Genomic DNA, 21,119 nt, shown 5'->3' with positions numbered 1-21,119 from the left:
CATTAACCATGAAAATTAGGGGGCGGTTAACCCAGAATGTTCCCTCTTCGTTCGCGAGAGCGCAGCGAATCGGCTACAAGGCGGCATGAACGAGATCATTGTCATGCTGGGCGACTGGCCGGTGCGCATCGTCGATGCGCTGATCGGCTTCGGTGCGCTCGTCCTCATCCTGCTGGTTGTGATTGCGGTTGTGATCGCGCGCTCGGGGCGGCGTGGCGCGGAACTCGCCATGGCGAACGCAATCCGTGCCGACGAGCTCGAGGAGCGGCTCGCCCAGGTGCTGCACGCCCAGAGCGAGGCCTCGGGGCGGGTCGACGCCATGACCCAGGCGCTCGCCGGCCGCCAGGCCGAGATGGCGCGCGCGGTCAACGAGCGGCTTGATTCGGTGACGCATCGGGTCGGCCAGTCCATGGAACATTCGACCCGCAACACCATGGAGAGCCTGCGCGCGCTGCATGAACGGCTCGGCATCATCGACAACGCGCACAAGAACCTCACCGACCTCACCACGCAGGTGACCACTCTGCGCGACGTGCTCGCCAACAAGCAGTCGCGCGGCGCCTTCGGCCAGGCGCGGATGGAGGCGATCGTCCAGGACGGTCTGCCCAAAGGTTCCTACGAGTTCCAGTTCACGCTCTCGACCGGCAAGCGACCGGACTGCGTCGTGTTCCTGCCCGACCAGCGCCCGCTCTGCATCGACGCGAAGTTTCCGCTGGAGGCGATGACGGCGCTGCACGACGCCCGCACCGACGAGGAGCGGCGCGTTGCCACGCAGCGGCTGCGCGGCGACGTGATGAAGCATGTCAGCGACATCGCGGAAAAATACCTCGTCACCGGCGAGACCCAGGAGATGGCGCTGATGTTCGTGCCGTCGGAATCGGTCTATGCCGAGATCCATGACGGCTTCGACGACGTGATCCAGAAGGCCTATCGCGCCCGCGTCGTGCTGGTATCGCCGTCGCTGCTGATGCTCGCGATCCAGGTGATGCAGCAGATCATGAAAGATGCGCGCATGCGCGACGCCGCCGACCAGATCCGCACCGAAGTGATCAAGCTCGGCGACGATCTGGGGCGCCTGCGCGACCGCGTGCTCAAGCTGCAAAAGCATTTTGCCGACGTGAACGAGGACGTCCGCCAGGTGCTGATCTCCGCCGACAAGATCGAAAAGCGCGCAGGGCGAATCGAGGAGCTCGATTTCAGCAAGAGCGATGGGCCGGAGGCGCCGCGCCTGGTGGCGACGGGAGCGGCAGAGCTGTTTCCGCGCAAGCTCCAGGCGGGGGAGTGAGACTAGGGCACACTGTCGTGCCCCGCGAAGGCGGGGCATCCAGTACGCCGTGACGATCGTTGTTAAGCCGACGTGCCGGTGTTTACTGGATCGCCCGCCTTCGCTGACGATGACGGCGGAATGGAAGGCGAAGATGGATCCACGCCAGTACTACGTGTACATTCTCGCCAGCCGAATTGGCGGCACGCTCTATATCGGCGTGGCGAACGATCTCATCCGCCGGTGGCGCAGCACAGGTTGAAGGTCATCGAAAGCTTCACGGAAAAGTACGACGTCGCCCGACTTGTCTACTTCGAGCAGTTCGACGATCCCGAGAATGCGATCAAGCGGGAGAAGCGGTTGAAGAAGTGGAATAGGGCCTGGAAGGTCCGCTTGATCGAGCAGCATAACCCAAACTGGGATGACCTCTATCCTGGGATAGCCGGACCGTCATGATGGCGTCATGCTCAATGTCATGCCCCGCGAAGGCGGGGCATCCAGTATTCCGCGGCCCGTGTGGTTGAACCGAGACGCCGCGGAGTACTGGATCGTCCGCCTTCGCGGACGATGACACCGAGCGTGTTGGAAGCTCTCCCGTCTCACCAGCTACCGCGAGAGTCTTTTCTCCCAGAATCTGCTAACACGCCCCCCATGACCGCACCCGACGCGACCTCCCCCGCCGCGACTTCCACCGCCTCGCCCTCCTGGCGCGACAGCCTTGCTGTTTACCTGCAGCCGCGGGTGCTGATCGTGCTGTTTCTCGGCTTCTCCTCGGGGCTGCCGCTGGCACTGTCGGGATCGACGCTGCTGGTGTGGATGGCCGAAGCCGGGGTCGATCTTGGAACGATCGGGCTGTTTGCGCTGGTTGGAACGCCATACACGCTCAAGTTCCTGTGGGCGCCGCTGGTCGATGCGCTGCATGTGCCGTTGTTCACGCAGGCCTTCGGACGTCGCCGCGGGTGGCTGGTGTTTGCGCAGCTGCTGCTGATCGGCGCGATTCTGCTGTTGGCGCTGACCGATCCGGCACGTTCGCCGCTGCTGGTCGCGCTTGGCGCGCTGCTGGTCGCGACGATGTCCTCGACGCAGGACATCGTGGTCGATGCTTTCCGCGTCGAGAGCCTGCCCGAAAGCGAGCAGGCCGCCGGCATGGCCGCCTATGTCGCCGCCTATCGCATCGGCATGTTGGTATCGACCGCAGGCGCCCTGTTCATCGTCACCGGCTTCGAGGCGATCGTCCCGCGTGGCGCCGCCTGGATGTGGGGCTATGTGGTGATGGCGGCTCTGGTGCTGATCGGCACGGTGACTGCGCTGGCCGCCACCGAGCCCGCACAATCCGCGCGCGCCGAGGCCGCCACGCAGGACGATGGCGCGCTCACGCGGGTGTTCCATGCCGCGCTGGGCGCGTTCTCGGAATTCCTGCGACGCAAGGAAGCATGGGTCGTGCTCGCCTTCGTCGTGCTGTTCAAGTTCACCGACGCGTTCTCCGGCAACATGACCGTGCCGTTCGTCATCGATATCGGCTTCACGCGGAACGACTATGCCGTGATCGTCAAGGGTGTCGGCATCATCGCGACCCTGGCCGGCGGCTTTGCCGGCGGCTTCGTGGCCCGACGCTATTCGCTCGCGACCAGCCTGTGGATCGGCGGCATCGTGCAGGCGATGTCCAATTTGTCGTTCTCGTGGCTTGCGATTGTCGGCGTCAACGAATGGGCGCTGACCCTCGCGATCACCTCCGACAATTTCTGCAACGCCATCGGCACCGTGATCTTCGTCGCCTATCTCTCGGCGCTGTGCCAGAACCCGCTGCACACGGCGACCCAATATGCGCTGCTGACGGCGCTCGCCGCGGTGGGACGGACCTATTTGTCGTCGGGCGCAGGCTATCTGGCGAAGGCGACGGGCTGGCCGATGTTCTTCGCGATCTCCGTCCTCGTCGCCATCCCGAGCCTGATGCTGCTTGCGTATTTGCAGAAGCGCGGGCATTTCGAGGCGCTGGGGCCGGTGCGGGTGTAGGCACCCCTGTCATGCCCCGCGAAGGCGGGGCATCCAGTACTCGGAGACAGTCGTGATCGACCAAGAAGCTGCGGCGTACTGGATCGCCCGCCTTCGCGGGCGATGACACCGGAATCGGGGAGACGACTCCACCCCTACTGCTTCTTGATCAGGCTCCACTTCGTGATCACGGCCTCGCTCATCTGGCCGGGATCGCTGGCGCAGGCGACTTCGTCCACCTTCACGGAGATCTCCTTGCCGACGAAGGATTTCAGCTGGGCGGCCTGCGCCTCGCTGGAGGTGACGAGCTGGAACGTCTCGGGGCCGGTTTCGAGATTGCAGAGCCCGTTCGGCGGCGGCAGGCGGCGCGGTTCCGACGTGATCTGGTAGGTCGCGACGCGCTTGCCGTTCTTGACGTCGCGCACCTTCATCGCGTTGAGCTCGCCGGAGAGCACATCGCCAGTGTTGATCGGCTTGCCGGGCTTGGACGGCGGCAGCGCCGCGTCGCCCTGCTGCGCGGAGATGGCCGGGGTCACCAGCATCAGCATCGTCGCGACCAAAGCCCATCGCGTGGCGAAAAGTTTCGTCATGTCGTCCGTTCCGTAAAGTCTGGATGGAGATTCCTGTTTTGACGCGTTTTCTTCACGCGAACCGGTATCCACTTCGCTCGAAAACGCTCTAGAACAGGGTGCGCTGCCGCATCGCAGCCGATAGCGTACCTTCATCGAGATAATCAAGCTCGCCGCCGACGGGAACCCCGTGGGCGAGCCGCGTCACCTTCACATTGGCGTCCTGAAGCAGGTCGGTGATGTAATGCGCCGTGGTCTGGCCGTCTACCGTCGCATTCAGCGCTAGGATGATTTCATGCACTTGCGAATCATGCGCGCGCGCCACCAGCGCGTCGATGGTCAGGTCCTGCGGGCCGACGCCGTCGAGCGGCGACAATGTCGCGCCCAGCACGTGATAGCGCCCCTGGGTGGCATTGGCCCGCTCCAGCGCCCAGAGGTCGGCGACATCGGCGACGACGACGATGATCGCAGGATCGCGCTTCGGATCGGTGCAGACGGTGCAGGGATTTTGCGTGTCGATGTTGCCGCAGGTGTTGCAGACCTGGACCTTGTCCAGCGCCACCTGCAAGGCGCTCGACAACGGCATCATCAGTGCTTCGCGCTTCTTGATCAGATGCAGCGCCGCGCGCCGCGCCGAGCGCGGACCGAGGCCCGGCAGCCGCGCGAGCAGCTGGACCAGCCGCTCGATCTCGGGACCTGCAACAGCGCCCATTTTATTGGCCGAACAGCCCCGGCGGCAGGCCGAGCCCGCCGGTGAGGGCCTGCATCTTCTCCTGCATGGCGGTCTCGGCCTTGCGGCGCGCATCAGCGAGGGCGGTGACGAGCAGGTCTTCCAGCACCTCGCACTCCTCGGCCTTCATCAGCGAAGGATCGATCTTGATGCTCTTGACGTCCATCTTCGCGGTCATGCGCACGGCGACGAGACCGCCGCCGGAGATGCCTTCGACCTCGACGTTGGCGAGCTGGTCCTGCATCTCCTGCATCTTGGATTGCAGCTGCGCCGCCTGTTTCATCATGCCGAGAAAATCAGCCATGGGTGCGTGTCCTTGGAAAGAATGGTTCAGAGATCGTCGCCGTCGGAACCGTCGGGCGGATCGTCGCTGCCATAGTCGGCGTTAATATCGGTTTCCGGCGTCTCGGGAGCAAGCCTGCGGACCTCGACGACCTTGGCGCCGGGGAAACGCGACAGCACCTCCTGCACGCGCGGATCGGCTTCCGCGGTACGGGCATGCTCCTGCTTGGCCGCCTGGTTCACCGAGCGCAAAGTCGGCTGGCCCTGCTCGTTGGAGACGATCACGGTCCAGCGGCGGCCGGTCCACAGCTCGAACTTCTTCGCAAGTTCCGAGATCATGGTCTTGGAAGCGTTGGGCTCGAGCGCGATTTCCAGCCGCCCCTCCTCGAAACGGACGAGGCGCATGTCGCCTTCGAGCGCGCTCTTGGTCATGATGTCGCGCTTCTGCCCTGCGAGCGCAACCAGCTGGGTGAAGCTCGCGATGCGCAGCTGGGGCGCCGCCCCTTGCGTATCCGGCGCGGGGGCCGCCATCTGCGGCCGGGCGCCACCGCCAAACGCTGGAGCCGAGGCTGTCGGCATGCGCACGGGCGCAGCTGACATCGGCGCTGCGGAGGCAACCGGCGCGGCCGGCGCGCCGTTGCGCGCGCTACTTCCGCCGTTCACGACCGGCGAGCCGCCGCCGTTCTGCTCGAGCATTCTGATCGCTTCGTCGGGCGTCGGCAGGTCGGCGACATAGGCGATGCGCACCAGAACCATTTCGGCCGCGGCTGCGGGACGCGTTGCGGCCTGCACCTCGGCGATGCCCTTAAGCAGCATCTGCCACATCCGCGACAGCACGCGCATCGAGATCTTGGAGGCGAACTCCTTGGCGCGCACCCGCTCGGTCTCTCCATAGGCGACGTTGTCGGCGGTCGCCGGGATGACCTTCACACGGGTGACGAAATTGACGAACTCGGCGAGGTCCGAGAGCACGACGATGGGATCGGCGCCGACATCGTATTGGTCGCGGAACTCCTTGAAGGCGGACGCGATGTCGCCGCGCGCCAGCGACTCGAACAGGTCGATGACCCGGGTGCGGTCGGCAAGGCCCAGCATCTGCCTGACGGCATCGGCCTTCACCTGCCCCGCCGCATGCGCGATCGCCTGGTCGAGCAGCGACAGCGAATCGCGCACCGAGCCCTCCGCGGCGCGCGCGATGATGCCGAGCGCTTCCGGCTCGATCTCGACGTTTTCCTTCGCCGCAATGCTGGCGAGGTGCTTCATCAGCACGTCGGCCTCGACGCGGCGCAGGTCGAAGCGCTGGCAGCGCGACAGCACGGTGACCGGAACCTTGCGGATCTCGGTGGTCGCGAACACGAACTTGGCGTGCTCCGGCGGCTCCTCCAGCGTCTTCAGGAAGGCGTTGAACGCCGCCGTCGACAGCATGTGGACTTCGTCGATGATGTAGACCTTGTAGCGGGCGCTGGCCGGGGCATAGCGCACGCTGTCATTGATCTGGCGGACGTCGTCGACGCCGGTATGCGAGGCCGCGTCCATCTCCAGCACGTCCATGTGCCGGCTTTCCATGATCGCCTGGCAATGAACTCCCAACGTCGGCATGTGGATGGTCGGCCCCTTCACCGATCCATCCGGCATCTCGTAGTTGAGTGCGCGGGCGAGAATGCGCGCGGTGGTGGTCTTACCGACCCCGCGGACGCCGGTGAGAATCCAGGCCTGCGGAATGCGGCCGGTCTCGAACGCATTGGAGACGGTACGGACCACGGCCTCCTGGCCGATCAGGTCGTCGAACGAGGATGGGCGGTATTTGCGCGCCAGCACCCGGTAGGGCGCATTGCCGGCCTGGCCGGCGCTGTCGGGATCGGGAGGGGCGCCAGCGTCGGTCATCGGTCGATCCGCAATGAAATGTCTCTTGGCCGGCTTTTGCGGAAAGGAGCGCGCTGGCGGCTGGTGCCGCCGGCGCTGGTTCGCTCGAAAAACAGGTAGGAGACTGACGAGCGACCCGATCCGGACCTCGTTAGGGCTGCTTCCTTCCGGACCTGACCCGGTTGGCGAGTGGCTCGTCCACCGCCAATCTCCCGGTCCCTATTTGGGGCCAAAGGGAGCGGAAAGCAAGCGGGGTCTCGGGCTGATCCGACGGCGCTTGAGGACTTCCGGCGCCGAATTCGCCCTCATTCGGCCTGTCCCACCGGGTCCGGCGCATAAGGACCACGGCGCATACGCATGTTGTCTGGGGGCGTGGTCTCTGCGACGGTAAGAATCAATCCAGAGAAGCCTTCATGCCCGAACCCGCCTGGTCGCTGCACTCCCGCCTGAAAGAGGACACCATCGATATCGGCGACCTGCCGCTGTCGAAGGTGCTGGTCATCAAGGACGCGCATTATCCCTGGCTGCTGCTGGTGCCGCGGCGCGCCGACACGGTCGAGATCATCGATCTCGACGAGGTGCAGCAGGCGCAGCTGATGACGGAGATCTCCCGCGTCTCGCGCGCGCTGAAGGAGATCACCAAATGCGACAAGCTCAACATCGCCGCGCTCGGCAACCTCGTGCCGCAGCTGCATGTCCACATCATCGCGCGCCGCACCAGTGACGCCGCCTGGCCGCGGCCGGTGTGGGGCGTGATGCCGCCGCTGGCACACGACGCCGCGGAGGTTCAGAATTTCATCAGCGCGCTTCGCCGCAAGATCTGGTTGGGTTGAAAGAACAATAATGTCAGCATTCAACGCGTTTCCGCTGGGGCAGCCGGCCTTCGTCACCAACGTCCTCGACCGCGCCGCGCATCTGCGCCGCGACGACGAAAAGCTGTTCGCGCTGGAGCAGAAGCCGTCCTCGCGCGCCTACGTGGTCTATCGCGACTCGCTGCTGGTGAAGCGCGAGGGCGACAAGGTGCGGGCGCTGCTCGGAATCGACGAGGCGCTGAAATGCGGCGCCAATCCCGGCACGGTGTTCCTCGGGCTTCGCGACGGTGCTGCCGTGTTCGGCATGGGCCTGTCGCAGGCCGCCGCCGAGAAGCTGGTCGGCCGCGAGGATTATACCGTGACCGAGCTGCGCGGCATGGCGATGCAGGGCGCGATCCCGCCCGAGGAGCTCTCGGCCGTCGCGATGGCAAAGTCGATGGTGGGATGGCATCAGCGCCACGGCTATTGCGCCAATTGCGGCGTACGCACCAGCATGAAGGAAGGCGGCTGGAAGCGCGACTGCCCGAGTTGCAAGGCCGAGCATTTTCCGCGCACCGATCCGGTCGTGATCATGCTGGTGGCGTCTGGCGACAAGTGCCTGCTCGGACGCCAGAAGCAGTTTCCGGCAGGGATGTATTCCTGCCTCGCCGGCTTCGTCGAGGCTGCCGAGACCATCGAGGACGCGGTGCGCCGAGAAATCTTTGAAGAGTCCGGGATCCGCTGCACCGACGTGCAATATTACATGACCCAGCCCTGGCCCTATCCGTCGTCGCTGATGATCGGCTGCAGCGCGCGGGCGTTGAACGAGGACATCGTCGTCGATCGGATGGAGCTGGAAGACGCGCGCTGGTTCACGCGCGAGGAGGCGGCGAAGATGCTGACGCGGACGCATCCTGACGGGCTCGCCGGCCCGCATCCGTTCGCGATCGCCCATCATCTGCTCGGCCGCTGGGTACACGACAAGAGCAGCTGAGCCGAACGACGATGGCCGGGACCGCGCCGCGCATCCTCTGCATCGGCATGCCGGTGCGCGACCTCATCCTGCGCGTCGAGGCCTTGCCCGAACGCGGCAGCAAGGCGAACGCCAGCCATCTCGCCGAAGTGTGCGGGGGCAACGCGCTCAACGCTGCGATCGCGATGGCGCGGCTCGGCGGCCGCGTCGCGTTCGGGGGGCCGATGGGCGATGCGCGGGAGACGTCGAGCGCTTTCATTCTCGCGCAGATGGCGCAGGAGGGCGTCGATAGCACGCACATCGTGCGCATGCCGGGCCTGAGCACGCCGGTCTCGGCGATCATGATCGAGCCCTCCGGCGAGCGGACGCTCACCATCTATCGCGATCCCGCGCTGTGGACCGTGAGGCTGCCCGAGGCCGATGCGCTGCTTGCCGATTGTCAGGCGGTGCTCGTCGAAAGCCGCTGCGCGGCGTTCGCGACCTCGTTTTGCGCCGAGGCACGCCGGCGCGGCATTCCCGTCATCGTCGGCGTCGACCGCGCGATGGCGCTGCAGGACGGCCTGCTCACGGCCGCCTCGCATCTGCTGTTCGCCAGCGCCCAGCTGCAGGAGACGGCCGGCATCGCTGACGACGGTGCGGCCTTGAAGCGCCTGGCGGAGCTGACGCCCGCCTTCCTCGCGGCCACCCGCGGCCCGCACGGCGCGATCTGGCTGAACCAGGCGGGCACGCTGGAGGAAACACCAGCCTTCCCGGTCCGGGCGGTCGATACGCTCGGCGCCGGCGACGTCTTCCATGGCGCGTTCGCGCTCGGCCTCGCCGAGGGTAAGGGGTTGCGGGAAGCGATGCGATTCGCCGCGGCCGCCGCAGCGCTGAAATGCATCCGCCATGGCGGCGGCCTGGCTGCCCCGCAACGCGCTGAAGTTGAAGAGCTTTTACAAGGCAAGCTCTAGAGCGATTCCACTGACGCGCCGAGATTATGGGCTTGCCGTGGAAAGATTTTCTCTATATCAGGGAAATCTGCCCCTGAAATGAAACAAAGTTCTTCAAATGACTGATGTCGCCGTCCAAATTCCCGAGACCAGCCGCCGCCTCGACGCCATCGACCGCAAGATCCTGATGGTCCTCCAGGAAGACGCCTCCCTTTCCGTCGCCGAGATCGGCGACCGTGTCGGCCTGTCCTCGACCCCCTGCTGGAAGCGCATCCAGCGCCTGGAGGCCGACGGCGTGATCATCAAGCGCGTCGCCCTCGTCGACCAGAACAAGATCGGGCTCGGGATCTCCGTGTTCGTGTCGGTCGAGAGCTCCGACCATTCGGATGCCTGGCTGAAACGGTTCGCCGAGGCCGTCAGCGCCATGCCGGAGGTGATGGAGTTCTATCGCATGGCTGGCGACGTCGATTACATGCTGCGCGTCGTGGTCGCCGACATGCAGGCCTATGACGTGTTCTACAAGAAGCTGATCAGCGCCGTGCCGCTGAAGAACGTCACCTCGCGCTTCGCGATGGAAAAGATCAAGTCGGTGACGGCGCTGCCGATCCCGGCGGTGGTGGCGGCTTAATTTACGCCACGCGGAAAGTGTCATCGCCCGATTTAATCGGGCGATCCAGTATTCCAGACGCCGGTGATAGAATCGAGAAGCCGCGGGGTACTGGATGCCCCGGTCAAGCCGGGGCATGACAGCGGAGCGAGAGGGACGGATCGCGCCTCTCTCAGGTGCTCCTCAAATCTTCTGATTGTACTCGCCGACTTCGGGATGCGTGCGCAGCACGCTGTTCACCATCTCGAACATGTCGTGCATGCGCTGCTCCGAGACCGGGCTTTCGACCACGACGACGAGCTCGGGCTTGTTGGACGAGGCGCGCACCAGGCCCCAGCTGCCGTCCTCGACCGTGACGCGCACGCCGTTGACGGTGACGAGATCGCGGATCGCCTGCCCCCCGATCTTCGCACCCTTTGCTTGCAGGCCTTCGAAGTGCTTCACCACCTTGTCGATGACGCCGTATTTGGTCTCGTCGGCGCAATGCGGCGACATGGTCGGCGACGACCAGGTCTTCGGCAGCGCGTTCTTCAGATCGGCCATCGACTTGCCGGGCGCGCGGTCGAGCATGTCGCAGATCGCGAGCGCCGAGACCAGGCCGTCGTCATAGCCGCGGCCATAGGGCTTGTTGAAGAAGAAGTGGCCGGACTTCTCGAAGCCCGCGAGCGCGCCGGTCTCGTTGGTGCGGCGCTTCATGTAGGAATGACCGGTCTTCCAATAGGCGGTCTTTGCGCCCTGCTTCTGCAGCACGGGATCGGTGATGAACAGGCCGGTGGACTTCACGTCGACGATGAACTGCGCGTCCTTGTGGATCGCCGACATGTCTCGCGCCAGCATCACGCCGACCTTGTCGGCAAAGATCTCCTCACCGGTGTTGTCGACCACGCCGCAGCGGTCGCCGTCACCGTCGAAACCAAGGCCGACATCGGCCTTGTGCTGCAACACCGCGTCGCGGATCGCGTGCAGCATCTCCATGTCTTCCGGATTCGGATTGTATTTCGGGAAGGTGTGGTCGAGCTCGGTGTCGAGCGGGATCACCTCGCAGCCGATCGCTTCCAGCACCTGCGGCGCGAACGCACCGGCGGTGCCGTTGCCGCAGGCCGCGACCACCTTGAGCTTGCGCTTGAGCTTCGGACGAGAGGTGAGGTCGGCGATGTAGCGCGCCGGATAGTTCTCGTGGAACTGGTAGGAGCCCCCGGCCTTGTTCTTGAATTCCGCGTTCAGGACGATCTCCTTCAGCCGCGTCATCTCGTCAGGGCCGAAGGTCAGCGGGCGGTTGGCGCCCATCTTCACGCCGGTCCAGCCATTGTCGTTGTGGGAGGCCGTAACCATCGCAACGGCGGGCACGTCGAGATCGAACTGCGCGAAATAGGCCATCGGCGTCACCGCAAGACCGATATCGTGCACCTTGCAGCCCGCCGCCATCAGGCCGGAGATCAGCGCGTATTTGATCGAGGCCGAGTAGCCGCGGAAATCGTGGCCGGTGATGATCTCCTGTTTGACGCCGAGCTCGGCGATCAGCGCGCCGAGCCCCATGCCGAGCGCCTGCACACCCATCAGGTTGATTTCCTTCTGGAACAACCAGCGCGCGTCGTATTCGCGAAAGCCCGTCGGCTTCACCATCGGCTCGGATTCGAAGGCGTAGGTGTTGGGCAACAATACGGATTTCGGCTTCGGGAACATTGAGTCGGTCTCGTGAAAGGGGGGGCGGGAGTTGCTGCAGGCTTAGCGAATGCCAAACCGCAGCGAAAGGCGGGAATGAAGGCTTATGGCCGATAATTGCGGCAGTTTGGTAACGAAGAAACGTTACCGGGAGGGCGGCCGGAGCAAGGATATCATCTTCTTGAAATTGGCGACCGCGCGATCGCGCGGGAGGCGCGCCTCTACTGCTCCAGCACCATCTGCCCGTTGGCGTACTCAAAACGCTTCAGGCGGGACAGAAAGGAGAGGCCAAGCAGGTTCTCCGACAGCGCCTCGTCTGGCAGGACCATGGCATCGACGTCGCGCACGATGAGACCGCCGACGTCGAGCATGGCGATGCGGGTGCGCGCGGCCTTGATGGTGCCGTTGGCGGTGGAGACGGTGGCGTTGTACTCGCCGCGCGAGGGACGGAGACCAAACCGGGCGGCCGAGGTCTCGTTCAGCGCAACGACGGAGGCGCCGGTATCGATCATGAAGCCGATGCGCTGGCCGTCAATCCGGCCCTCGGTCTGGAAATGACCGCGGGCGTCACGGGCAATGGCCAGGCTGCGGCCGCCGGCCGGCGCTGTGGCCGCGACTGCGACCGTCGTGCGCGGCACTGACGTGGCGGAAGCCGAGCTCATCTTGTCCGCCATCTGCGCCATGAAGGTGCCGAGGCCGATCATGACGGCCGCGATGATCATAATGTTACGCATCACACCACTTCCGAGCCGAAAGCTCGATTTCATCACGCGACGAGGCCGGCGGCGAGCGAAGGCACGCCGGGGCTCCTGTCATTTTGACGAAAAGGATGAGCGGAGGGTTAATGCCGGTTGCGAGTTCTCACGTCCCGCGCGGCTTCGCCCGCCTTGTCGGCACGGCGCTCGCGGGATCGTCGGGCCAGGGGTGACGCGGGTAGCGGCCGCGCAGGTCGGAGCGGACGGCGGCGTAGCTGCCGCGCCAGAAGCCGGGCAGATCGCGCGTCACCTGCACCGGACGCTGGGCCGGCGACAGCAATTCCAGCACCAGCGGCACCTTGCCGGCGGCGATCGAGGGATGGGTGTTGAGGCCGAACAATTCCTGCAGCCGCACCGCGATGGTCGGTCCCTGCTCGGCCTCGTAGTCGATCGCGAGCATAGTGCCGGTCGGCGCCTCGAAATGCGTCGGCGCCTCGCGGTCGAGCCGCGTGCGCATCTCCCAGGGCAAGAGCGCCATCAGGGCGTCGGAGAGATCGCCCGCGGAGATGTCCTTGAGCGCGATCTTGTCGGAGAGCGCCGGCACCAGCCAGTCGTCGCGCCGCGCGATCAGACCGTCGTCGGACAAATCGGGCCAGCTGTCGCCCTCGGCCTTGCGCAGGAACATCACGCGATCACGCCATTGCTTGGCGGCTTTCGACCAGGGCAGCCGGTCGAGGCCGGCCGCAATCAGTCCGTCGGCAAAGATGCGCGCGGTCTCCTCCGAGGGCGATACTGAAAGCGTTGCCTCAGACAGAGTGATCGCGTGCAGCACGCGCTTGCGCCGCGCCCGCAGCGCCATCGCGCCGCGATCAAAGGAGATCTCGTCGGCGGTCTCGATATGCTCGGCGAAATGTTGCTCGATCTCGTCCTCGGTGATTTGTGCAGCGAGCAGGATGCGTCCGCTCGCCGCCGTCCCGGTCATCTCACCGATCGCGATGTAGGGCGCACGGGCGAGCGAGGAGGTCTGCTCGACAGAGGCGCCGCGACCGTTGGCCAGCACGAAGCTGCCATTGCCGCGAGTGCGCGCGACGCGGTCCGGGAACGCATAGGCGAGCATCAGGCCGGTCGACAGATCCTCCTGCTGCGCCACCTTCTCCGACGCCGCGACCTGCGAAGCCCAGCGGTGCGCGAGATCGCGCGCGCTTGCCGCGCGTGGTGAGCGGTCGCGGTGGAACTGGTCGCGGCGGTGCTCGAGATCGACGCTGTCGCCGCCAAGGCCGCGCTCGGTGATGATGGCCGCGATCTCGGCGGCGGCCTGGCCCTCGCCGGCGCGATGCGAATCCACGATCATGCGCGCCAGCCGAGGCGGCAGCGCCAGCGCACGCAAACTCTTGCCTTCGGCGGTGATGCGGCCGTCGCCGTCGAGCGCGTTGAGCTCGCTCAGCAGGCTCTTGGCTTCCTTCCAGGCCGGCTGCGGCGGCGGATCGAGGAACGATAGAGCCGCGGGATCGCTGACGCCCCATTGCGCCAGATCGAGCACCAGCGAGGACAGGTCGGCGCTGAGGATTTCCGGCTGGGTGTACGGCGCGAGCGATGCGGTCTGCGGCTCGTCCCAGAGCCGGTAGCAGACGCCGGGCTCGGTGCGGCCGGCACGGCCGCGGCGCTGGTCCACCGCCGCGCGCGAGGCGCGCACGGTCTCGAGCCGGGTCAGGCCGATATCGGGCTCATAGCGCGGCACGCGGGCAAGACCGCTATCGACGACGATACGCACGCCCTCGATGGTGAGCGAGGTCTCCGCGATCGAGGTTGCCAGCACCACCTTGCGCGTGCCCTTGGGTGCCGGCGCGATGGCGCGATCCTGCACGGCGGCATCGAGCGCGCCGAACAGCGGCACGATCTCGACGGAGGCGTCCTGCACGCGCTCGGAGAGGAAATTCTGCGTGCGGCGGATCTCGGCGGCGCCTGGCAGGAAGGCCAGCACCGAGCCGCTATCGGCGCGCAGCGCAGATGCGATCGCATCCGCCATCTGCCGCTCGATCGGCGCGTCCGCCTTGCGGCCGAGATAGCGTGTCTCGACCGGAAACGCACGGCCCTCGCTCTCGACGACGGGGGCATCGCCGAGCAGCCTTGCCACCCGCGCACCGTCGAGCGTCGCCGACATCACCAGGATGCGCAAATCCTCGCGCAAGCCGGTTTGCGCATCACGCGCCAGCGCGAGGCCCATGTCGGCGTCGAGCGAGCGTTCATGGAATTCGTCGAACAGGATCGCGGCAACGCCTGTTAGTTCGGGATCGTCGAGGATCTGGCGGGTGAAGATGCCCTCGGTCACCACCTCGATGCGCGTCGCGCGCGAGATCTTCGAGCCGAAGCGGACCCGATAGCCGACGGTTTCGCCGGCGCGCTCGCCGAGCGATTTGGCCATGCGGTCGGCACTGGCGCGCGCGGCGATGCGGCGCGGCTCCAGCACGATGACCTTCTTGTCCTTGGCCCAGGGCGCATCGAGCAAGGCCAGCGGCACGCGCGTGGTCTTGCCGGCGCCGGGAGGGGCCACCAGCACTGCGGCGTTGCTAGCCTCCAGCGTACGCGACAAATCGTCGAGCACGGCATCGATCGGGAGGGGCGTGTCGAAACTGCGGGGCAAGATCTATCCACTCGTCATGCCCGGGCTTGTCCCGGGCATCCACGTCCTCGACCAGAAAACAGACGTGGATGGCCGGGACAAGCCCGGCCATGACGAATTTATGTGGAGCTGGGAACGATCAGCCCTGCACCGCCGGCCGACCGACGCTCTCGTAGACGAAGCCGGCGGCTTCCATGTCTTCGGGGCGGTAGATGTTGCGGAGGTCGACGACGACCGGCTGCGCCATGGTCGCCTTCAACCGGTCGAGATCGAGCGCGCGGAACTGGACCCATTCGGTGACGATGACGAGAGCGTCGGCGCCTTGCGCGCAGGCATAGGCGTCCTCGCAATAGGTGATATCGGGCAATTCGCCCTTGGCCTGCTCCATGCCGACGGGATCGAACGCCTTCACCTTCGCGCCCATGTCGATCAGGCCCGTTACCAGCGGGATCGACGGCGCATCGCGCATGTCGTCGGTGTCGGGCTTGAAGGTGAGGCCGAGCACCGCGACGGTCTTGCCGCGCAGATTGCCGCCGAGCGCCTGGCTCACCTTGCGCGCCATCGCGCGCTTGCGGTTCTCGTTGACCGCCAGTACCGATTCGACGATGCGCAGGGAGACGTCGTAGTCCTGCGCGATCTTGATCAGGGCCTTCGTGTCCTTCGGGAAGCACGAGCCGCCGAAACCGGGACCGGCATGCAGGAATTTGGTGCCGATGCGGTTGTCGAGACCGATGCCGCGCGCGACCTCCTGCACGTTGGCGCCGGCCTTCTCGGACAGGTCGGCGATCTCGTTGATGAAGGTGATCTTGGTCGCGAGGAACGCGTTGGCGGCATATTTGATCATCTCGGCGGTCCGGCGCGCGGTGAACATCAGCGGCGCCTGGTTCAGCGACAGCGGACGGTAGATGTCGCCCATCACCTTGCGGCCGCGCTCGTCGGAGGTGCCGACCACGATGCGATCCGGGAATTTGAAATCGCGGATCGCCGCGCCCTCGCGAAGGAACTCAGGGTTCGAGGCGACAACCACGTCGGCCTTGGGATTGGCCTCGCGGATGATGCGCTCGACCTCATCGCCGGTGCCGACCGGCACGGTCGATTTCGTCACCACCACGGTGAAGCCCTGCAGCGACTGCGCGATCTCTTTCGCGGCGGCATAGACGTAAGACAGGTCGGCGTGTCCGTCGCCGCGGCGCGAGGGCGTGCCGACCGCGATGAACACGGCATCAGCATCGGCGACCGGCTGCTTCAGGTCGGTGGTGAAGTCGAGCCGCTTGGCTTTCACGTTGTTCGCGACCAGCTCGTCGAGCCCGGGCTCGTAGATCGGGATCTCGCCGCGATGGAGTGCCGCGATCTTCCTCTCGTCCTTGTCGACGCAGGTGACGTCGTGGCCGAAATCCGCAAAGCAGGCGCCGGACACCAATCCCACATAGCCCGTGCCGATCATCGCAATTCGCATGAAAAATCCTGTTCCAGCTTGGTTAACGGACGTCCAACTCGGCCCAATCCGGGGCGGTTTAGCATTTTCCCGAGGCCATGGAACAGTCCGCATGCAAAAACCGGCCCGCGATTTGAACCGGTAAAGAAGTCGGAAACTACTGGGCTCCAAACTGCCCCAGGCCCGCACAGGCACGGGCGGAACGCGCCTCGAAAAGGGACACCATGGCACGATCAGGCACAATCGCGGCGGCCAGCCCCTCCACGGCCGCTTCGGGCGCGCGTATCGACTGGGTCGACTACGCCAAGGGTATCTGCATCGTCATGGTGGTGATGATGCATTCGGTGCTGGGGGTGGAGCTTGCCGCCGGGCAGACCGGGTTCATGCACGTGCTCGTAGCCTTCGCAAAGCCGTTCCGGATGCCGGATTTCTTCCTGATTTCGGGCTTGTTCCTGTCTCTGGTGATCGATCGGGACTGGCGAACCTATCTCGACCGCAAGGTGGTGCATTTCGCCTATTTTTATGTCGTCTGGGTGACAATCCAATTCGGCTTCAAGGCCCCGGCCTTTGCGGCCGAGACCAGCTGGCAGCATGTTGGCCTGCTGTATCTCGAATCCTTCATCGAGCCGTTCGGCACGCTGTGGTTCATCTATCTGTTGCCGGTCTTCTTCGTCGTCACGAAACTGACACGCAAGGTCCCATCGCTCGCGGTCTGGCTCGTCGCCACCGCGCTGGAGACCGCGCACATCACGACCGGCTGGACCGCCATCGACGAGTTCTGCGCACGCTTCGTCTATTTCTATTCGGGCTATTTGTTCGCGCCCTACGTGTTCGCCCTGTCGGATCAGGCGCGGAAGCATCCGGCGCTGGCGCTTGCAGCGCTCGCTGCCTGGGCGCTGATCAATGCCGGCCTCGTCGCAGCGGGCGCCAGCGAGTGGGCGATCGTCTCGCTCGCGCTCGGCTTCGCCGGCGCCTGCGCCATCATCGCGGCGGGCACGCTGCTCGCGCGGGCGCACTGGCTCAACTTCCTCCGCTTCTGCGGCGAGCATTCGATCGTGATCTATCTCGCCTTCTTCCTGCCGATGGCGGCGACGCGAACGCTGCTGCTGCGCACGGGCATCATTCCTGATATCGGCACGGTGTCGCTGCTCGTCACTATCGCCGGCGTGCTTGGATCGCTTGTGATCTGGCAGGCCGCGTTGCGACTTAATGCGCGCTTCCTGTTCGAGCGGCCGGAGGCATTCTGGATCGCGCCGAAGAAGCCTGGCGTGCGATTGCAGGCGGCCGAGTAGCGCTCCCTCCCCGAGGCCATCCCCATAGTGTGCAATTGCGCACGGGGCGGGGATCCATAACCCCAGGAAGCGGTTATGGCGGGAGATGGCAACCCCGAGTCTTCGCAAAACTACATCCTGTGGCTATGGGTCCCGGATCTGCGCGCGCTTAGGGCGCGCTTGTCCGGGACGACGATGGTGTGGGAATCGCGCCAAAAATCCGCTGCCCAAGGCTGTCAAAGCCCGCAAAAATTCATACATTGCGGCCCATGCCCAAAACCTCGCCGAAGACATCTCCGAAGACCAGCGCCAAAGCCGACACCACAGCCGCGCCCAAGGCGGCCACTGACACCAAGCCTGTTGCCAAAGCTGCGACAGCTGCTGCCAAACCGGTCGCGGCAAAGGCGGCCGGAAAGGGCGACCACGTCTTCCTGGTCGATGGTTCCTCCTACATCTTCCGCGCCTATCACGCGCTGCCGCCGCTGAACCGCAAATCCGACGGGCTCCAGGTCAACGCCGTGCTCGGCTTCTGCAACATGCTGTGGAAGCTGCTCCGCGAGATGCCCGAGGACAATCGGCCGACGCATCTGGCCATCATCTTCGATAAGTCGGAGATCACCTTCCGCAACAAGATCTATCCGGACTACAAGGCGCACCGGCCGCCGGCCCCCGACGATCTCATTCCGCAATTCGCGCTGATCCGCGAAGCCGTGCGCGCCTTCGACCTGCCCTGCCTGGAACAGATCGGCTTCGAGGCCGACGATCTCATCGCGACCTATGTGCGCCAAGCCTGCGAGCGCGGCGCCAGCGCCACCATCGTGTCGTCAGATAAGGACCTGATGCAGCTCGTCACCGATTGCGTCACGATGTACGACACCATGAAGGACCGCCGCATCGGCATATCAGAGGTGATCGAGAAGTTCGGCGTGCCGCCGAACAAGGTGGTCGAGGTGCAGGCGCTCGCGGGCGATTCCACCGACAACGTGCCGGGCGTACCCGGCATCGGCATCAAGACCGCGGCGCAACTGATCACCGAATATGGCGATCTCGACCAATTGCTGTTCCGCGCCGGCGAGATCAAGCAGCCCAAGCGGCGCGAGGCGCTGCTCGAGAACGCGGAGAAGGCGCGCATCTCGCGGCAGCTCGTGCTGCTCGACGACAAGGTCGAGCTGGAGGTGCCGCTGGACGACCTCGCCGTCCACGAGCCCGACGCGCGCAAGCTGATCGCCTTCCTCAAGGCGATGGAGTTCACGACGCTGACGCGGCGCGTCGCCGAATATGCGCAGATCGATCCCGCCAATATCGATGCCGATCCCGGCTATGCCAGCGGCGCCAGCGTATTCACGACGTTGCCGCCCTCGGACGTGGTGCCCACACCGGGCACGGGAACTCCGGCGCCGGCCCGGCCGAACCAGCCCAACAAGTCGGCAGGCAAGGAGGACAAGGCTGCGAGCCCGAAGGGGGCACCGATCTCCCTCGCCGCCGCGCGCGAAGAGGCGCTGCGCAAGCTTCCGGTCGATCGAGGCAAATACCAGACCATCAAGACGCTGAAGGAGCTCGACGCCTTCATTGCGCGCATCCATGACGCCGGCCATGTCGCGATCGAGACAAGAGCGAGCTCGATCGATCCGATGCAGGCCGATCTCTGCGGCATCGCGCTGGCACTGGCGCCGAACGAGGCCTGCTACGTGCCGCTGGCGCACAAGCAATCCGGCGGCGGCGCCGGCCTGTTCGATGCCGGCCTCGCGCCGGACCAGGTCAAGCATGACGACGCGCTGCAAGCGCTGCGGCCGGTGCTGGAATCGGCGGGCATCCTCAAGATCGGCTTCGACGTCAAGTTCACGGCCGTGATGCTGGCGCAGCACGGCATCACCCTGCGCAACATCGACGATGCGCTGCTGATCTCCTACGTGCTCGATGCCGGCCGCGGCTCGCATGCGCTGGAATCGTTGTCGGAGCGCTGGTTCGGCCATGCCATGCTGAAGGACAGCGAGCTGCTCGGCAGCGGCAAGGGCAAGATCACCTTCGACCAGGTGCCGATCGACAAGGCCGCACCGCTGTCAGCCGAAAGCGTCGACATCGCGTTGCGGGTGTGGCGCGTGCTGAAGCCGCGCCTGGTTTCCGAGCACATGAGTGCGGTCTACGAGACGCTGGAGCGGCCGCTGGTCTCCGTGCTTGCGCGTATGGAGCGGCGCGGCATCTCGATCGATCGCCAGGTGCTGTCGCGTCTGTCCGGCGACTTCGCCCAGACCGCAGCGCGCGTCGAGGCCGAGATCCAGGAGATCGCGGGCGAGCCGGTCAATGTCGGCAGCCCCAAGCAGATCGGCGACATCCTGTTCGGTAAGATGGGATTGCCTGGCGGCACCAAGACCAAGACCGGCGCGTGGTCGACCACCGCACAGGTGCTCGACGAGCTCGCCGAGCAGGGCCACGACTTCCCGAAGAAGATTCTGGAGTGGCGCCAGGTCTCCAAGCTGAAATCGACCTACACCGACGCGCTGCCGACCTACGTCAACCCGCAGACCCACCGCGTGCACACCACCTACGCGCTGGCTGCGACCACGACGGGGCGCTTGTCGTCGAACGAGCCGAACCTGCAGAACATTCCGGTGCGTACCGAGGACGGCCGCAAGATCCGCCGCGCCTTCATCGCCACGCCCGGGCACAAGCTGGTCTCGGCCGATTATTCACAGATCGAGCTGCGGCTGCTGGCCGAGATCGCCGACATTCCGGTGCTGAAGCAGGCGTTCCGCGATGGGCTCGACATTCACGCCATGACCGCGTCGGAAATGTTCGGTGTGCCGATCAAGGGCATGCCGAGCGAGATCCGCCGCCGCGCGAAAGCGATCAATTTTGGCATCATCTACGGCATCTCCGCCTTCGGCCTCGCCAACCAGCTCGGCATCGCGCGCGAGGAAGCCTCCGCCTACATCAAGAAGTATTTCGAGCGGTTCCCCGGCATCCGCGCCTATATGGACGAGACGCGCGATTTCTGCCGCAACCACGGCTACGTCACCACGCTGTTCGGCCGCAAGTGCCACTACCCCGACATCAAGGCTTCGAATGCCTCGGTGCGCGCCTTCAACGAGCGCGCCGCGATCAACGCGCGGCTTCAGGGCACCGCCGCCGACATCATCCGCCGCGCCATGACGCGCGTGGAGGATGCGCTCACCGAGAAGAAGCTCTCGGCGCAAATGCTGCTCCAGGTGCACGACGAATTGATCTTCGAGGTGCCGGACGACGAGGTCGAGGCAACGCTCCCCGTCGTGCAGAAGGTGATGCAGGATGCGCCGTTCCCGGCCGTGCTGCTCTCGGTGCCGCTGCATGTCGACGCCCGCGCCGCGAACAATTGGGACGAGGCGCATTAGCGCACTTCCTTACCTCTCCCCGCTTGCGGGGAGAGGTCGGATCGCCCTTCCGATCCGGGTGAGGGGGT

Annotated in this window: 16 protein-coding genes, 1 other RNA gene and 1 pseudogene; 9 read left to right on the top strand and 9 right to left on the bottom strand. The window is 65.4% G+C overall.

Annotated elements, in window-relative coordinates; genetic code table 11:
- Window positions 1–85: 85 nt before the first annotated feature.
- The 3 genes and pseudogenes from rmuC to I6F24_RS15260 all read left to right on the top strand — a co-directional run bounded on the left by rmuC (window position 86) and on the right by I6F24_RS15260 (window position 3,277).
- Window positions 86–1,285, top strand: a complete 1,200-nt coding sequence (gene rmuC / locus I6F24_RS15270; protein ID WP_225150847.1) for a DNA recombination protein RmuC — start codon at window positions 86–88, stop codon at window positions 1,283–1,285.
- Window positions 1,286–1,418: 133 nt separating this feature from the next.
- Window positions 1,419–1,720, top strand: a pseudogene (locus tag I6F24_RS15265) (GIY-YIG nuclease family protein).
- A gap of 195 nt (window positions 1,721–1,915) precedes the next feature.
- Window positions 1,916–3,277, top strand: a complete 1,362-nt coding sequence (locus I6F24_RS15260; RefSeq protein ID WP_225150845.1) for an MFS transporter — start codon at window positions 1,916–1,918, stop codon at window positions 3,275–3,277.
- A gap of 134 nt (window positions 3,278–3,411) precedes the next feature.
- Here the strand turns inward: I6F24_RS15260 and I6F24_RS15255 are convergent, their stop codons facing one another.
- From I6F24_RS15255 to ffs, 5 genes are all read right to left on the bottom strand, one after another.
- Window positions 3,412–3,846 (bottom strand): hypothetical protein, encoded by a 435-nt coding sequence (locus tag I6F24_RS15255; protein ID WP_036041781.1) that lies wholly within the window; start codon window positions 3,844–3,846, stop codon window positions 3,412–3,414.
- Window positions 3,847–3,934: 88 nt separating this feature from the next.
- Window positions 3,935–4,537, bottom strand: a complete 603-nt coding sequence (gene recR, locus I6F24_RS15250) for a recombination mediator RecR (RefSeq protein ID WP_225150842.1) — start codon at window positions 4,535–4,537, stop codon at window positions 3,935–3,937.
- Between the two features lies 1 nt (window position 4,538).
- The gene (locus tag I6F24_RS15245; RefSeq protein ID WP_225150840.1) at window positions 4,539–4,859 is read right to left on the bottom strand and encodes a YbaB/EbfC family nucleoid-associated protein; all 321 of its coding nucleotides are present in this window, start codon (window positions 4,857–4,859) and stop codon (window positions 4,539–4,541) included.
- A gap of 26 nt (window positions 4,860–4,885) precedes the next feature.
- The gene (locus tag I6F24_RS15240) at window positions 4,886–6,721 is read right to left on the bottom strand and encodes a DNA polymerase III subunit gamma/tau (RefSeq protein WP_225150838.1); all 1,836 of its coding nucleotides are present in this window, start codon (window positions 6,719–6,721) and stop codon (window positions 4,886–4,888) included.
- A gap of 95 nt (window positions 6,722–6,816) precedes the next feature.
- An RNA gene (ffs, locus tag I6F24_RS15235) (signal recognition particle sRNA small type) lies at window positions 6,817–6,913 on the bottom strand.
- 200 nt (window positions 6,914–7,113) lie between these two features.
- Here ffs and I6F24_RS15230 point away from each other — a divergent pair.
- The 4 genes from I6F24_RS15230 to I6F24_RS15215 all read left to right on the top strand — a co-directional run bounded on the left by I6F24_RS15230 (window position 7,114) and on the right by I6F24_RS15215 (window position 10,021).
- Window positions 7,114–7,533 (top strand): HIT family protein, encoded by a 420-nt coding sequence (locus I6F24_RS15230; RefSeq protein WP_036041788.1) that lies wholly within the window; start codon window positions 7,114–7,116, stop codon window positions 7,531–7,533.
- A gap of 10 nt (window positions 7,534–7,543) precedes the next feature.
- Window positions 7,544–8,485 (top strand): NAD(+) diphosphatase, encoded by a 942-nt coding sequence (gene nudC / locus I6F24_RS15225; protein WP_225150836.1) that lies wholly within the window; start codon window positions 7,544–7,546, stop codon window positions 8,483–8,485.
- 11 nt (window positions 8,486–8,496) lie between these two features.
- Window positions 8,497–9,414, top strand: coding sequence for a sugar kinase (locus I6F24_RS15220; protein ID WP_225150834.1), 918 nt, complete (start codon window positions 8,497–8,499; stop codon window positions 9,412–9,414).
- Between the two features lie 97 nt (window positions 9,415–9,511).
- Entirely contained in the window at window positions 9,512–10,021 is a 510-nt protein-coding gene (locus I6F24_RS15215; protein WP_025032510.1) for an Lrp/AsnC family transcriptional regulator, read from the top strand.
- 162 nt (window positions 10,022–10,183) lie between these two features.
- Here I6F24_RS15215 and I6F24_RS15210 read toward each other — a convergent pair whose 3' ends face one another.
- The 4 genes from I6F24_RS15210 to I6F24_RS15195 all read right to left on the bottom strand — a co-directional run bounded on the left by I6F24_RS15210 (window position 10,184) and on the right by I6F24_RS15195 (window position 16,433).
- Complete coding sequence (locus I6F24_RS15210; RefSeq protein ID WP_036026482.1) at window positions 10,184–11,683, bottom strand: phosphomannomutase/phosphoglucomutase; 1,500 nt, start codon at window positions 11,681–11,683, stop codon at window positions 10,184–10,186.
- A gap of 200 nt (window positions 11,684–11,883) precedes the next feature.
- Window positions 11,884–12,396 carry a TIGR02281 family clan AA aspartic protease gene (locus tag I6F24_RS15205; RefSeq protein WP_036026480.1) on the bottom strand — a complete coding sequence of 171 codons (513 nt, stop codon included), beginning with the start codon at window positions 12,394–12,396 and terminating at the stop codon, window positions 11,884–11,886.
- Between the two features lie 127 nt (window positions 12,397–12,523).
- Window positions 12,524–14,998 carry an ATP-dependent helicase HrpB gene (hrpB, locus tag I6F24_RS15200; protein WP_225150832.1) on the bottom strand — a complete coding sequence of 825 codons (2,475 nt, stop codon included), beginning with the start codon at window positions 14,996–14,998 and terminating at the stop codon, window positions 12,524–12,526.
- Between the two features lie 118 nt (window positions 14,999–15,116).
- Window positions 15,117–16,433, bottom strand: a complete 1,317-nt coding sequence (locus tag I6F24_RS15195) for a UDP-glucose/GDP-mannose dehydrogenase family protein (protein WP_036026478.1) — start codon at window positions 16,431–16,433, stop codon at window positions 15,117–15,119.
- Window positions 16,434–16,636: 203 nt separating this feature from the next.
- Here I6F24_RS15195 and I6F24_RS15190 point away from each other — a divergent pair, with 203 nt between their 5' ends.
- Complete coding sequence (locus I6F24_RS15190; protein WP_225150829.1) at window positions 16,637–17,704, top strand: acyltransferase family protein; 1,068 nt, start codon at window positions 16,637–16,639, stop codon at window positions 17,702–17,704.
- Window positions 17,705–17,952: 248 nt separating this feature from the next.
- Window positions 17,953–21,051: a DNA polymerase I gene (polA, locus tag I6F24_RS15185; RefSeq protein WP_036026476.1), complete on the top strand. Its 3,099-nt coding sequence runs from the start codon at window positions 17,953–17,955 to the stop codon at window positions 21,049–21,051.
- Window positions 21,052–21,119: the final 68 nt, after the last annotated feature.

This window comes from Bradyrhizobium sp. BRP23 (genome assembly GCF_020194135.1).
Taxonomy (GTDB): domain Bacteria; phylum Pseudomonadota; class Alphaproteobacteria; order Rhizobiales; family Xanthobacteraceae; genus Bradyrhizobium; species Bradyrhizobium yuanmingense.
The sequence above is the reverse complement of the archived record's forward strand: the minus strand, read 5'-3'. Positions and strand labels throughout refer to the sequence as shown.

Excerpts from the sequence above, each read along its gene's own strand:
- rmuC (WP_225150847.1), top strand. The coding sequence starts at position 86 with ATGAACGAGATCATTGTCATGCTGGGCGACTGGCCGGTGCGCATCGTC.
- I6F24_RS15260 (WP_225150845.1), top strand. The coding sequence starts at position 1,916 with ATGACCGCACCCGACGCGACCTCCCCCGCCGCGACTTCCACCGCCTCG.
- I6F24_RS15255 (WP_036041781.1), bottom strand. The coding sequence starts at position 3,846 with ATGACGAAACTTTTCGCCACGCGATGGGCTTTGGTCGCGACGATGCTG.
- recR (WP_225150842.1), bottom strand. The coding sequence starts at position 4,537 with ATGGGCGCTGTTGCAGGTCCCGAGATCGAGCGGCTGGTCCAGCTGCTC.
- I6F24_RS15245 (WP_225150840.1), bottom strand. The coding sequence starts at position 4,859 with ATGGCTGATTTTCTCGGCATGATGAAACAGGCGGCGCAGCTGCAATCC.
- I6F24_RS15240 (WP_225150838.1), bottom strand. The coding sequence starts at position 6,721 with ATGACCGACGCTGGCGCCCCTCCCGATCCCGACAGCGCCGGCCAGGCC.
- I6F24_RS15230 (WP_036041788.1), top strand. The coding sequence starts at position 7,114 with ATGCCCGAACCCGCCTGGTCGCTGCACTCCCGCCTGAAAGAGGACACC.
- nudC (WP_225150836.1), top strand. The coding sequence starts at position 7,544 with ATGTCAGCATTCAACGCGTTTCCGCTGGGGCAGCCGGCCTTCGTCACC.
- I6F24_RS15220 (WP_225150834.1), top strand. The coding sequence starts at position 8,497 with ATGGCCGGGACCGCGCCGCGCATCCTCTGCATCGGCATGCCGGTGCGC.
- I6F24_RS15215 (WP_025032510.1), top strand. The coding sequence starts at position 9,512 with ATGACTGATGTCGCCGTCCAAATTCCCGAGACCAGCCGCCGCCTCGAC.
- I6F24_RS15210 (WP_036026482.1), bottom strand. The coding sequence starts at position 11,683 with ATGTTCCCGAAGCCGAAATCCGTATTGTTGCCCAACACCTACGCCTTC.
- I6F24_RS15205 (WP_036026480.1), bottom strand. The coding sequence starts at position 12,396 with ATGCGTAACATTATGATCATCGCGGCCGTCATGATCGGCCTCGGCACC.
- I6F24_RS15195 (WP_036026478.1), bottom strand. The coding sequence starts at position 16,433 with ATGCGAATTGCGATGATCGGCACGGGCTATGTGGGATTGGTGTCCGGC.
- I6F24_RS15190 (WP_225150829.1), top strand. The coding sequence starts at position 16,637 with ATGGCACGATCAGGCACAATCGCGGCGGCCAGCCCCTCCACGGCCGCT.
- polA (WP_036026476.1), top strand. The coding sequence starts at position 17,953 with ATGCCCAAAACCTCGCCGAAGACATCTCCGAAGACCAGCGCCAAAGCC.